Below are 13,438 nucleotides of genomic sequence, written 5' to 3'. Positions count from 1 at the left end.
TCCAAGGTGCCGGTGGGGAAACAATGCACCTCGCACTCGATGAATACATTAAAGCTCTTGAAAGTAAACATGTAAATCTCGACGGCACAGTAAAGACGCTACGAACTACGACCGGGAAAGAGCCCTCTACCCGTCAGATGTCGTCTCCTGGGTACAAGAAACCCAGCCCGACGCCTGGGAGGTCCTCACCAAAAACCACGGCGCAGCGGCAGAACAGACACTATTGAATCGTTTGCGCGACATACTCAATAAAAACGGGACTCTCTCCGTCCTGCGGCAGGGCTTTGACGTTCTGGGCGTCCGTCGCAAAATTCAGCTCGCCCAGTTCAAACCCGCTCTGGCCATGAACCCGGACATTATGCAGCGCTACGCCGCCAACCGGCTGCGCGTCGTCCGACAGGTCCGCTATTCGCTCTACAACGAAAACAGCATCGACCTGGTCCTCTTCCTGAACGGTCTCCCCGTCGCGACCGTCGAACTGAAAACCGACAACACCCAGAGCATCGAAGACGCCGTCGACCAGTACCGCCATGACCGTGATCCCGCCCCCAAAGGGCAAAACCCCGAACCGCTGCTCTCGTTCCCCTCGGGCGCCCTGGTTCACTTCGCGGTCAGCAGCAGTGAAGTCAGGATGACCACACACCTGAAAGGCACCGCGACTCATTTCCTGCCGTTCAATCTGGGCGACGACGGCGCCGCGGGAAATCCGGTCAACAAGGACGGCTATATGGTCTCCTATCTCTGGGAGCAGGTCTGGCAGCCGGAAAGCTGGCTCGAAATCCTCGGGCGGTATATGGTCGCCGAACGGAACGAGAAAAAAGACATCACCAAAATCATCTTCCCCCGTTACCATCAGCTCATCGCGACACGTAAACTGCAGGAGAAAATCCTCTCGGAAGGCCCCGGTCAGAAATACCTGATTCAGCATTCCGCCGGTTCGGGAAAAACGAATTCCATTGCCTGGTCGGCTCATTTTCTGGCCGACCTGCATAATGCGGACAATAAAAAGATCTTCGACACGGTTCTGGTAGTCTCCGACCGCAAAGTAATCGACAACCAGTTACAGGACGTAATCCACGGCTTCGAACGGACGGCAGGCGTTGTCGCCACTGTCAAAGGGGGCGGGGGGAGCAAGAGTTCCGAACTGGCGGAAGCCCTGTCCGGCGATAAAAAGATCGTCGTCTGCACAATCCAGACGTTTCCCTTCGCGCTGGAAGCAGTCCGCGAGCTGGCGGCCACCGAGGGGAAACAGTTCGCCGTCATTGCTGACGAGGCGCACAGCTCCCAGACGGGGGAAGCGGCTTCCAAACTGAAACAGTTGTTATCGGCGGAAGAGATGGAAGCCCTCTCCGAAGGGGGCGAGATCTCCAGTGAAGACATTCTCGCGGCGCAGATGGCATCTCGGGCCAGTGACAAGGGCATCACCTACGTTGCATTTACCGCCACTCCCAAAGCCAAGACGCTGGAACTGTTTGGACGCCGACCCAATCCCAGTCAGCCCGCTGGCCCCGACAATCTACCAAAACCGTTCCACGTCTATTCCATGCGGCAGGCGATTGAAGAGGGCTTCATCTTGGACGTCCTCAAGAATTACACGTCCTACAAGCTGGCATTTAAACTGGCAAACGAGGGGAAAGAGTTTGACGACAAGCAGGTCGAACGCGGCACCGCCATGAAAGGCCTGATGAACTGGGTCCGGCTGCATCCCTACAACATCTCACAGAAAGTTCAGATCGTCGTCGAACATTTCCGGGAGATGGTCGCGCCGTTGCTCGACGGCAAAGCCAAAGCAATGGTCGTCGTCAGTAGTCGCCTGGAGGCGGTCCGCTGGCAGCTGGCGATTGAAAAGTACATCAAGGAAAAAGGCTATCCGCTCAAAACCCTTGTTGCCTTTTCGGGGGAAGTCAACGACAAAGAGTCCGGCCCCGAACCTTTCAAGGAAACCAGCAAGGAACTCAACCCCGGCCTGAAGGGACGCGATATTCGCGAAGCCTTTAAGGGTGATGAATACCAGATCCTGCTGGTGGCCAATAAGTTCCAGACCGGCTTCGATCAGCCGCTGCTCTGCGGAATGTATATCGACAAGCGGCTGGACGGGATTCAGGCAGTCCAGACCCTCTCACGGCTGAACCGCTGCTACCCGGGCAAAGACGATACCTATGTGCTCGACTTCGTCAACGATCCCGAAGAGATTCTCGATTCCTTCAAAGTCTATTTCACGACGGCGGGTCTCTCCGATGTCACCGATCCATACCTGATCCTGGACCTGCGGAGCAAACTGGACGAAACCGGCTATTATGACGAGTTCGAAGTCGAACGGGTCGTGAAAGTCGAACTCAATCCCAAAGCGAAACAGAGCCAGCTGGAAACCGCGATCAAACCGGTTGCCCAGCGATTGCTGACCTGAGTCCAGTTCCCCCGTTCTTTCTCGACCTCTGCCCGTTGCAGAGCCAGGGTGGGATTATTCGACAGTGCGATCTGCTCCAGTTCGCCCAGGCTCATTGTCCGGCTGGCTGGTGTCAAAGCATTTTCCTCAGGATCTGTTTCTGGGACATCCGGTCCTCCAGCCGGTGGGACAGGCGGTGGTGGAATTTTTCCCTCAAAAGCTTCGTGATAGGATGTCAAAGTCAACTTTTCCCGCGATTCGCCGGGTATGGTTTCTGCAGGTTCTCTGGCGTCGACTTCAGAAGCTGAGATAGCGACTTGTGCGGCCTGAGACTCACTCTGCTCGTTGTCTGCCAACGGCCTCTCTGGCTGAATGGAACCTCGCTGGTTTGCAGCCATCTGCCCGCGATCTGAGGCACAGGAAGTTAAAAACAGAGCGGGAATCAGGATCAGTTGAAACATCCTGGCCGAATGCGATCCAAGGGTACTGAATTTCATTAACATTTTCGGCAATCCATGCATCTCAGTTCTCCTGAACCTGATATATACGTCCCTGCCCCGCTTTGTCGACGGTCAGAGTCAACTCGATTTCATATCCAGTGCTCGAGCCCTCTCGCGAACGGAGAGGACTCGAGCCTGGCGACCAAAGAACAAACTTTCATTAAGCCGTTTTCAACAGATCCTGTTCGGAACCTGCCTGGATACGACCTTCAGAAAGACGTAGGGTTCTGCGGGCACACTCCGCAGCGGATAAATCATGCGTCACCATGATGATCGTGCGCCCCTCCTCATTGAATTGACGCAGGAAAGCGAGAACCTGATCACGAGTCTCCGGATCAAGATTTCCTGTCGGTTCATCGGCGAGAATGATCGTAGGATCATTGGCCAGCATGCGTGCCAGCGCGACACGCTGCTGCTGTCCGATACTGAGTTCACTCGGCTTATGGTGCAGGCGATCCTGCAGCCCCACCTGAGCAAGCAATTCTTCCGCCCGCTCTTGCCGCTCTGTTTTGAACTTTTGCGACAACATCATCGGGACCTGAACATTTTCGATTGCCGTCAGATACGGGACCAGGTTGAATGTCTGGAAGACAAACCCGATCTTGTTCTGTCTGACTTCGGCACGCTTTTCAATCGGCAGATCATAAATTGACTCGTCGTCGAGCAGAATGCGTCCCTCAGAAGGAGCTGACATTGCCCCCAGCATGGAAAGCAGTGTTGTCTTACCACTCCCGCTGGGACCGATAATCGCAGCGAACTCGCCTTGTGCGATCTCGATATCGGTCGTGTCCAAGGCAATCACTTCGTCCTGTTTTTTGCGGTATACTTTTTTGACAGATTCCAACTTTAACATCTGGTTAGACCTCCTTGAAACAGAGACAGGGGTCGAGGCGGGATGCCTGACGCGCCGGGAAATAACTGGCGGCCAGTGTCACCAGTACCGCAACCGCAGCGGCAATGATTGCCAGACTGGGTACAGGAAATACCGAGACATCTGCAAATGCCGGTCCGAGGAAGACTGCTATCAGACTCCCCAGAACATATCCGCTGATCCCTCCGGCCAGACCGAGCAGTGCCGCCTTGGCCAGGAACAGTCGGGTCACAAATCGGGGTGTGGCCCCCAGGGCCATCAGGGTTCCGATCTCACGGCGGCGTTCCATGACATTCGCGAAGCTCGCGCTGGCCATGCTGACACCGCCGACGGCAACCAGAATCGCCAGGAACAGGTACGACAGATTGGTCATCATCCGGTTAATCGAGACCTGAGTTTCAACGACGTTGGCAATCGTAACCACCTTGGTGTCGGGCAACAGCGACTGCAACTCCCCTACCAGGCCGTTGGCAACATCTTCACAGCAGCCCATGACCTCAATGATATTCACAACCGGGCCCGCCCCTGACAACCGCTGCACGGTGTGCAGGTGCGCAAACACCCGGCTGTCATCGACCGTCCCCGTTGCAGGAAGCACGCTGAGCACGTCAAACGTTTCCCCCAGAAGCTGGAGCTGATCGCCTTCTTTCAGCCCCTGGCGGGCAGCAAAATCAGCGCCAAGCAGTACTTCCGATTGATTAAGATGCTGTAGCGCCCGGCGTTCTGCCAGAGATGCGGGAGCATCCAGATTTGCATCGGCCACGTTAATCTTGGCTTTACAGCCTTCATGTTTCTTAAAAAGCATCCCTCCCCCCGACCAGGCATTCATCTTCTGAATTTCGGATTGTGGCAGGATGCCTGTCAGAATCACGTTACGATCATCCAGCCTGGTGGGAACACAAAGTTTGGGCGTCATTGCCTCCACTCCGGTCAGTCCCGCCAGTGCCAGTTCAGCCACATGCTCTTCGGGGATAGTCTCCTTGTGCATGTCCGCTGCATAGTAGTCCTGCAGCGTGACTCCTTCGGGGAGAATCAGTACGTTCGCTCCCAGTTCGTCGAGTTTACCGGCGACCTCCTGCTCTGAGAAAATCGTGACGTTACGGATCGCGACCAGCGCCGTCACACTCAGAATGATCGCCAGCAGACTGGCAATCAGCGCCGTAGGGCGCTCTTTCATTTCTTTCCAGACAATTGTTCTCATTTTCATGAGAGACCTCCTTTTGAATGTGTGAATGTGATGCGCTGGTTTATTTACAGTGCTTGCAGCCTTCCACCCCACAGCTTTTACCTGCTTTTTTCAGTTCGGCAATCAGCTGCTGGCTGGATACACTGCTGTTATACTTTCCAACCATCACCCCGGGAGGTGCCATAAAAACAACGGCAGAGTTCTGTGAAGCGGGCACTCTCAGCTCGTTCAGAAAGTCGCGTTCGGCCGGTTCAGATTGTGAAACGTTGATCACTTCCACCGCGTTCTTGTAACAGGGAATTGATTTGAAATTCTGAACCCCCTTGGGGACGCCAGCCTGACCGGAGGGACTTACACACAACAGCACCATTCTCCGGCTCTGCAGATTCAGCATGCACTGTGATTTGGCGGGGGACACGAAAGCTTGCTGAATATAGTCAGCGTTAATCTGTTTCACATAGGAACCGGTGACCGCCCCATTGGGAGCAACTGCCAGCGTGAGCGGCATAGGGGCGCGTGAGACTCCATACTGTTCAATAATCTTGCGTTCCTGGGGATCGCCTGTGTTAACCGCCACAACGGACGCTGTGTTTTTGTCGGACAGATTCTGCTGCAGTGTGCTCCACATGCTTTTGGTGGTTGTATCCTGGTCTTTCCAGAACATGATAAACGTGTATTTATTCTGTTCCGCTGCGGAAGCACGTGATGCTTCCGCCTTGCTCAATGATGCCCCCCGGGGCGCATTTTGTGCCGAAGAGACGTTCGACAGGGAAACCAGCAGAGTGCCTGCGGCCAGCAGACGGATACCATTGTTTTTAAACAGTCCTACAAGAGTGTGAGTCTTCATATTATAAATTTCCTTACCTGTTTTTGATTATGAATACGATTTTGATCTGCAAAAGAGGTAATGGACTCGATCTGAAATGCGCGCAAAGACAGCGGAGTGCGGCTGAATCTAAACAGATACAGGCGCAGCAGGTATCATTTGAATCAGCATTGAATTCAAAGAGACGGCCAGGCGATAATAACGCCTTGGACAATCAGTGACCGTCACTGCCAGCAGGCAAGCGAGCCCGAGAGAAATTTATAAGCGCAGCGGGAGTATCACAGCGGCCTGTGAAGTATCATTTGCTACGTTATTCAGATGAGTTACGAAGTGGCAGGACTGATCCAGACTAACGACCAGCGTCACAGGAGGAGTGCAACTTTCGAGATGTACCGCTGGTCCTGTAAAGGCGAATACTTCGTCTGAAACATGACACGTGCAGGGACAATCATGTTCGTCATCCTGTGGTAACTGTTGCTGAACTCCCTGTTTTTGTTTCCACTGAGCACAACAGGGACAGCTTGAAGAAACCGCTTTGCAGTCGCCGGAGTCGTGTTGAGATGCTTCTCCGTGTGCGGTCAATCCATGCCCCCAGCAGACCGGGCAAGGTTGCAGCAGCAGAACGATCATGAACAAGCGAAGCAGTTTCATCACAACTCTAAACGTAAAAGGGATTTCCAGAATTCTACCGGGGCCGTACCTGTCACTCAGATTTCAAGGGGCACTGGATAGGATTCTAGTACCACTCGAAAAATCACGGCAAACACTTCTGACATCGACATGCAGAGTTCCGCCGCTTGATTCAATCTGGACAGTGATGATGATTCTGCTGATTAGCCTGAGTACTTTCAACAAAGATCTCGGGAACTGTGCAGTCAAGGCAGTCCCCCCAGTCTACCGCAGTAAAAATCAAGGGGCTGAATCCTAGATGATTTACTGCGATCTGCCAAGATCAGAAACTTTTGAGAAGTAGTGGTGCTCGTCGGGTAGAAAAGACTGTCGTCCATTATGTTTCGTAGTTCATTGAACTTTGAAAACAAATTCTGGTGAAATTACTGACGTGGGCGGGAGACGTCTGCCATGCAGGGTAGTTGTTTGTGACTTTAACGGAGCCTACGCGCATCTGGCACCGGGGCTCTGTATGGTTGGCAGGCATTATAATGAGCTATCAGACTTTTCCGACTCAAGATAGTTCGATGGCTGTGCGTCAAATTTTTCAGCACAATGAAGTGAGCAAAACACATATTCACTTCCATTCTGTTCGCGCCTTGCAGCCGCAGAGCCCGGTTCTAAGATCATTCCACAAACGATGTCTTTCTTGCCGTTTGCGATGGTGATTGGTGATGCAGCCTGGACTCCACGGCAAAATACAGAAGGACGGCGAAAATGTTCGTTTCGATACACTTCCAGTAATTCATTGACCAGTTGTTGCGGGTCATCATTATAGATAACGCGAGCGCTGGTGTCTTTGTGACACGTTTCCAGAATACTTTGAACCATGTCACTGATGCCACCAGTTCCGGTCAGCACACCGATTAACTTTCCTTCGTCATAGGCAATCGCTAATTCACCCAGTGTTCCGCTTCTGCCTCCAACAATTACGACGATATCACTACTGTGAATATTAACGACCTCACGTCCCATCAGACCGCTGCCGGTAAAGATCAGCACGTTGTGGGCGAGTGTTGGAGAACCATATTTATAAGCATGCTCATCAAGACTAAGGGCGGGAGAAATACCGATAACGGTCCCCCCCTGCTTAGAAGCTCCCTGTGCAGCAGCGAGAGGCAAACCAGGACACGCTCCCGTAATCATAACACAGCCTTCTGCAGCAATTTCTTCACCAAGTCGAGCCGCTCGATCCAGATAATGTGCTGGAATATCACTTCCGGCACCTCCCATAACGCCAATTTTAAGTGGCATGGGATCGTCACTCACAGACTTTATTGACTGTTTCTCGTTCATAGACCTTTCCGATGCTCCAATGACTTGCAGGGATACTACAGGTAGCCACTATAAAATCCACTGCTGCTTGCTGTCCCGTCACTGATACATTGGATGCACAACGCCTGCCTGATCTTCATGTAAGTTGAGAAAATATCGTAAGAATCTTTACCACACAGGGATCATCATTAATGCATGTTCTAGCCTTCATTCGGTTTGCAAAGACTGCTCTACCTGAAGTGATCTTACTGAAATGTTATGATAGTCATAGCGCACATACATAAATCAAGTCATTTTGTAAGTTTCGGGCCATAGAGATCTCTGCTTTGACTGCCACGTCTCATAATTTGCCAGTCCAGACCCCGGGAAACGGGCAATCTCAATTTGAAGTACCCGTTTCCCGGTTGACCGATCATTCGATCATTGCTCCATTCGCGTGGATCAACGAAAGTTCGAATGCTGGCGCGTCGATGCACCGCGTAAATACTTGTCCGGATTCCGTTTCACCGCTGCGACACATCCCTCACAGCAAACGAAGATCGACTGACCTCCGACGGTCACGCGAATTGGCTTGCCCATCGACCCCAGCGGCTCCTTAGTTACTGGACAGGTTCGTTGCCTCAACGCGGCGACCTGGTCAGTTGCAGAGAGTTGAGCAATCCCTTCCATGCCGGCCGGGATCGACGGAGCTTGCACAGCGTTGGGCAGCGCCGGTCGAAACTCTCCAGTGCCGAACGATGGGGTGGACTGGAACGCGGGTTGAAGGCTCCTGCTGTCGCTGTAAGGAGATCGCGAATCGAAGAAGGGATTCGTTGATGGTGGGGCCGTTTGGCGGGGAGATCTGTTTTGAGTCAGCGGGACAGAGTAGTTCCCACGGAAGCCAGAAGGTGCCGGGGCGTAGTAACCACTCGAATTCGGGTATCCGCAATTCCCATTTGAGCATCCGCCCGCGGTGGGATAGCCGTTAGGGTAGTTGGAATTGTTTGAGTAAATGCCATTGGTGCTGCAACCGCACCCCCGCGATGGATAGGTCGTGAATCCATCGTTAGCTGAAGCAGGGACGGCCGTGGCAACGAGTGCCGCTACGGATGCAATGGTCGTCAGAATTTTACAGGTCATTGTTCGCTCCCAGGTAATCGGAACAGATATAGAGAATACGTCCAGTCGTTCATCACGGAGCGTCAATGGACCGCGTTGCCAATATACGACGCACACCGCGTGCCAAACGTCATCTCAGCACCGCTTTTCTCTGCTTGAATATCCCGATCGTCCATAAATACACAGCTCACAGAGTGGTTTCTGTATCTGTGCCGGAACAACAGACCCCGCTGTTTTATTGTCGTCGAATCGACAACTTGTGACATCAATTCGATCTGCCAGGACTGTGATTGAAAAATCGACTATCGGTGGTCTGGTTGGCGCTTCTGACTTGGTTGCTTTCAGTTTACCGGAGACGGGTACTGTTCTGTACGGATGCTTGCAAAGGCATAATACGTATTGGACCTCGCCAGTCGGGCGGACACGTGGGCACGCCGACCTACGCTGATGGGTACTGATGGGCAAGCCGACAGATGGCACTCGGCGAAAAATGATCAGCCACCGAAATTCGATTCCGGGTTTTACCGAGTCAGTTCGGATGTCTGACCTCGCCTCCAACTCTGTGCCAGTTGGAATGCGAGTGTAGAAAATGGTCGCAAAAGAAAAGCATATTTAATGCTCATGCTGGTCCTCACCTTCTGAATGTTCATGGCTGCTCTCCGAGTGTGTTTCAGATGAAGCGCCGTGCCCGGCATCACCATGATGGTGCTCACTACGAACCTCCTGAGATAACAGTTCCGGTTCAACGCCGACAAAATACGACGATATGACAGAGCAGTGCGACATCTTCAGCCAATAGAAATACAGTTCGTCTGCCAAAGAAAAGATCGCTGCTCCGTGTCTCGCACCTCCGACCAGCTGTAAGTTCACAGGCCGGTTTCCTCACTCTTATCACAATTACGGAGCACGTCCTGTGCCATTCACACCTTTTGGAAATCCAGATTAATTCGAAAGTCACCACTCCCAGGCTTCCACTGGAAGCTCGTTTGCAGTAGCCCGACGCAACAAAGCGGTAGCAGTAGAGATGTACCGGTTGATGATTCCGTCTCTAAAGATACCGTCGCTGACTAAGCCACTGCAGTCGCTTTTGTATTCTGGCATTAGAGCTGCCTTGAAGCACTCTCAATCATATTGATCGTAAACGGAGAAGATTGAAGATACCCCGGAATATATTCGCCAGTATTCCGACCTGCAGAAACAGCCATGCCTGCAGTTAAGAGATGAGATTCCGGTCCAGGCTGATTAATATTTTACAATCAACCGGAGAGAAATCCGTTTACAGAACCGGAGTTAAATTGAGGCGAGAGGAATATTCGCTTCCGGTCCCGGGATCAGTCGTCATTGAGCATGTTCTGCATTGCGTCGGGCGGGGCGGGTTCGTAGTCTTCAATCGTGCCGAAGCGTTTGACGATCTCTTTGAAGATGGAGCCTTTGGGTACCTTTTCATCTGTCTCCATCACGCGCTGATACAGGTCATCTGGCAGGACACGTACCGAGGTCATGAGCCCCGCCATCGACATCATGGCATTAGCCCGCATCCCTTTGACCTCTCGGCGGGACCAGAGTTTTTTCATCATGGGTTTCGTCATGGTCATGCCCTGCATTTTCTGCGGGTAGCCGGGAATTTCGAATTTGGGGTCCTGGTGCATTTTGACGCGGGGGCGTGTGTCGAGGCTGGTGAGGTAGCGGTCGACTTTGGCATCTTCCCGCAGACGGGGGCCCACGTGCTGAACCATGTGGTTCATCATGTGATGTACCATGTGACAGTGGAACATCCAGTCGCCGGGATTGTTGGCGATGAATTCGAAGTCAGCCGCCTGAGCGACGCCGACGAGTTCAGTGTTGCGGGGAATCCAGGCGGATTTAGGGATGCGGGCGCCCTCGTGTCCGGTGATCCAGAAAGTGTGACCGTGCATATGTATCGGATGGTGCTGCACCGGACTGAAATCCAGCAGACGCACACGGACGCGTTCGCCGTGCTTGCAGACCAGGGGCGTGGCATAGGGGCCGCTCCGACCGTTAATGGTGTGCCAGTTCCAGTCCATGCTCCAACTGTTGGCGACCGTCTGCATGGGATCGATGCGGAAATTCTGAAAGATGACACCGAAATCGCGGTCGACCGGGGGGTCCCAGACTTTTTGGGGATGCACAATGAACCAGCCGACCATGCCGAACGCTTCCTGCATCGCCACATGCGAATGGTAGAAGAAGGTGCCTTCTTCATGCACGTCGAATTCGTATTTGAATGTTTTTCCCGGCTTGATGGGATTTTGCGTCATGGTATCCGCACCATCATACTGCACGGGCATTTCAAAACCGTGCCAGTGAACGGAGGTCTCTTCCGGCAATTCGTTATGCACGATGATCCGAATCCGATCCCCCTGGGTCACTTCAATCGTGGGACCGGGCATGGAGCCGTTGAAGCCGTAGACGTTCATCCAATGACCGGGCAGGAACTCCCGTGCCACAGGTTCGCAGACCAGGTGAAACTCCTTGGCACCATTTTTCATCTTCCAGGGGAGCTTATCCAGGTCGTTGGCGATGAAGGGGGCCGGGCCATCAGCCGGATTGCGAAAACCGGGAACCCGCTTGCCGATGTAATAGTCACTGTCGGGATCATGCCCGCGGCTGGGGCGATAGCGTGAGAAGCCGTCGTATTCGTCCCGGACTTCGTGTTGATCTGCCTGTTTCTTCGAAGCTTGATCCGACGGGGAATCGTATTGTTCTTTTGATAATGCTGCCGCAGCCGGGGTGCCGGCACTTAATGCAGCAAATGTGCCCACAGTTCCATTTTTCAGAAAGGCGCGCCGGGAGGATGAGTCTGACATACCAGGACTCCTGTTTAAAAATCAAAGCGGGTAAAAGGCGGTAAAGAGACGGCGCATCCGGTCAGCGAGGCTGAGCGACCGAATCGATATGACCGGGCGGTGTGGGGGACTCTGCGGCTTTTAAACCCCCGTGCAGGAGAAAACCATTGATCAGCGTCTCGTTGGTACGCCAGGCAATGAGATGGTGCACGAACTGCTCCCGCAGTTGATAATATTCCCGCTGGGTTTTCAGAACATCACCCCAGTTTTGTCGATCGTCCTTATAGGCACCCAACTGGTTCGCATAAGCGGCCTTCGCTTCAGGCAGGATGACCGACTGAAATTCTATCACATGCTGAAGCGCTGTCAAATATTTCTGGTAGTGCAGTGCCAGGTCCTGTCGCAGTCTGAGTCTGGTGCGCTGGATCTCTGCATTCTGACGGGCCAGGTCGGCCTCGGCCTGCTGAATCGTCCCCTGGTTGCGATCAAAGATCGGCACTTCCAGAAAAACCTGCACCGAGGCGACCGGCTCACGGGCTTCGTGGTTATAACCCGTGGCCGCTTTCACAAAGATATTGGGGATCGGTTCGACGCGTTCCCGTTCCAGGGTGACACAGTCGGCCTGCCACTTCGCGGTGGCAGCCAGCACTTCAGGACTGTCGCTATACAGGTTTTCGACTGCCTGGTTGAAGTCAATCATGGATTCCATATCCGCCTTAAGTTCACCCTTGAGAGGTTGCGGCTCCAGTTCCACTCCCACCAGGGAACTGAGCATGGCGAACTGGCTGCGATACATGTTTTCGGCATTCAGCAGAGAGAGCCGGGTGCGCTGCAGGGAGACATTGGAAAGATGAAGCTCAGCCTGAGTGGCCTGCCCCAGGTTGACCTGCTCGCGCGTCGTCAGTGCCGAGTCTTCGGCAGCTTTAAGCAGTTCGCGGCGAATGTCGACAATCTGACGATGCCCCAGCGTTTTCCAGAAATGAATGCGGACATCATTACAGACTCGCCACTGCTGGGCGACGGCCATCCATTCCGCCGTTTTTGCACGCTGCTGATATTTCCGTCGACTGATCTCCCGCTTGTTGGCGGTGACGATTTCCTGCTGAACGGCACCTCCCTGGAATTCCCCCGGCGTATCGGTGTCGGTTTCAGAATCCACGAAGATCTGCTCGGCGATATAATAGAAGGTCGGATTGGGATACAGTCCGGCTTCCAGGGCCTTGCCCAGGGTCCCCTGAATCTGTTGCTGCGCCTGAACCAGCGTGGGATTATTTTCCGTCGCCATCATCAGCAGCGCATCCAGGGTGAGATCCGTTTCCAGGGATTGTGGTGTCTCCTGTTTCATCAGGTCTTCCACACCGGCTGGTGACTTCGGAAAGGACGAGGGAGGAATAAACCGTCGCCCGACTTGATCCCGGGACGTCTCAGCGTTTCTGGGTTCTGCTGCGGGAGGGACTAAGGGGAACGCGTCCTGGGCTCTGAGCAGTTGCGGCACACAGCATCCGCCAAGTATCGTCAGTGATATCATAATCTTACGAGTATATGTATCTGCCATTCGAAGACTTCCGGCAAAATTCGACTGAGAAAGGTGTAGGCGTATTGCAGTCTGGAAGATCAGAACATAAGCCAGGGCCAAAGAGGTTATGTTTGCGGTTTGCGCAGGCGCTCCAGTAAAACCACAGCCGTATAGAGATTGATTCGTCTGTCTGTACAGATCTGCTTTATCCAGGGGCTGCACACACTCTGCTTAATCCGCAAAGGATGATTTTTTTCACCAGACAGTTTGCATAAACCGCGTATTTTACCTCCCGGTCTTTTTA

Annotated in this window: 10 protein-coding genes and 1 pseudogene; 1 reads left to right on the top strand and 10 read right to left on the bottom strand. The window is 53.3% G+C overall.

All coding sequences use genetic code 11. The features are described 5' to 3' along the window. Positions 1 to 94: 94 nt before the first annotated feature. A pseudogene (locus HG66A1_RS10125) lies at positions 95 to 2,401 on the top strand (type I restriction endonuclease subunit R); the annotation flags it as partial. Here HG66A1_RS10125 and HG66A1_RS10120 read toward each other — a convergent pair. The 10 genes from HG66A1_RS10120 to HG66A1_RS10075 all read right to left on the bottom strand — a co-directional run bounded on the left by HG66A1_RS10120 (position 2,296) and on the right by HG66A1_RS10075 (position 13,173). Beyond that, the gene (locus HG66A1_RS10120; protein ID WP_197997082.1) at positions 2,296 to 2,889 is read right to left on the bottom strand and encodes a hypothetical protein; all 594 of its coding nucleotides are present in this window, start codon (positions 2,887 to 2,889) and stop codon (positions 2,296 to 2,298) included. The pseudogene HG66A1_RS10125 and the gene HG66A1_RS10120 sit on opposite strands and share 106 nt — an antisense overlap. Positions 2,890 to 3,046: 157 nt before the next feature. After that, positions 3,047 to 3,739, bottom strand: a complete 693-nt coding sequence (locus HG66A1_RS10115; RefSeq protein WP_145182924.1) for an ABC transporter ATP-binding protein — start codon at positions 3,737 to 3,739, stop codon at positions 3,047 to 3,049. A 4-nt stretch (positions 3,740 to 3,743) separates the two neighbouring features. Further along, the gene (locus HG66A1_RS10110; protein WP_145182921.1) at positions 3,744 to 4,964 is read right to left on the bottom strand and encodes an ABC transporter permease; all 1,221 of its coding nucleotides are present in this window, start codon (positions 4,962 to 4,964) and stop codon (positions 3,744 to 3,746) included. A gap of 40 nt (positions 4,965 to 5,004) precedes the next feature. Continuing rightward, on the bottom strand, positions 5,005 to 5,790 hold the full coding sequence (locus tag HG66A1_RS10105; protein ID WP_145182918.1) for a hypothetical protein: 786 nt from the start codon (positions 5,788 to 5,790) through the stop codon (positions 5,005 to 5,007). Positions 5,791 to 6,027: 237 nt separating this feature from the next. After that, entirely contained in the window at positions 6,028 to 6,420 is a 393-nt protein-coding gene (locus tag HG66A1_RS10100; protein ID WP_145182915.1) for a hypothetical protein, read from the bottom strand. A 504-nt stretch (positions 6,421 to 6,924) separates the two neighbouring features. Then, positions 6,925 to 7,734: a YHS domain-containing protein gene (locus HG66A1_RS10095; protein ID WP_197997081.1), complete on the bottom strand. Its 810-nt coding sequence runs from the start codon at positions 7,732 to 7,734 to the stop codon at positions 6,925 to 6,927. A 420-nt stretch (positions 7,735 to 8,154) separates the two neighbouring features. Further along, positions 8,155 to 8,409, bottom strand: coding sequence for a hypothetical protein (locus HG66A1_RS10090; protein ID WP_145182912.1), 255 nt, complete (start codon positions 8,407 to 8,409; stop codon positions 8,155 to 8,157). A gap of 1,014 nt (positions 8,410 to 9,423) precedes the next feature. After that, positions 9,424 to 9,681: a hypothetical protein gene (locus HG66A1_RS10085; RefSeq protein WP_145039147.1), complete on the bottom strand. Its 258-nt coding sequence runs from the start codon at positions 9,679 to 9,681 to the stop codon at positions 9,424 to 9,426. 461 nt (positions 9,682 to 10,142) lie between these two features. After that, the gene (locus HG66A1_RS10080) at positions 10,143 to 11,639 is read right to left on the bottom strand and encodes a multicopper oxidase domain-containing protein (RefSeq protein ID WP_145182909.1); all 1,497 of its coding nucleotides are present in this window, start codon (positions 11,637 to 11,639) and stop codon (positions 10,143 to 10,145) included. A gap of 61 nt (positions 11,640 to 11,700) precedes the next feature. Continuing rightward, entirely contained in the window at positions 11,701 to 13,173 is a 1,473-nt protein-coding gene (locus HG66A1_RS10075) for a TolC family protein (RefSeq protein ID WP_197997080.1), read from the bottom strand. Positions 13,174 to 13,438 lie beyond the last annotated feature (265 nt).

It is taken from the genome of Gimesia chilikensis (genome assembly GCF_007744075.1).
GTDB classification, from domain to species: domain Bacteria; phylum Planctomycetota; class Planctomycetia; order Planctomycetales; family Planctomycetaceae; genus Gimesia; species Gimesia chilikensis_A.
The sequence above is the reverse complement of the archived record's forward strand: the minus strand, read 5'-3'. Positions and strand labels throughout refer to the sequence as shown.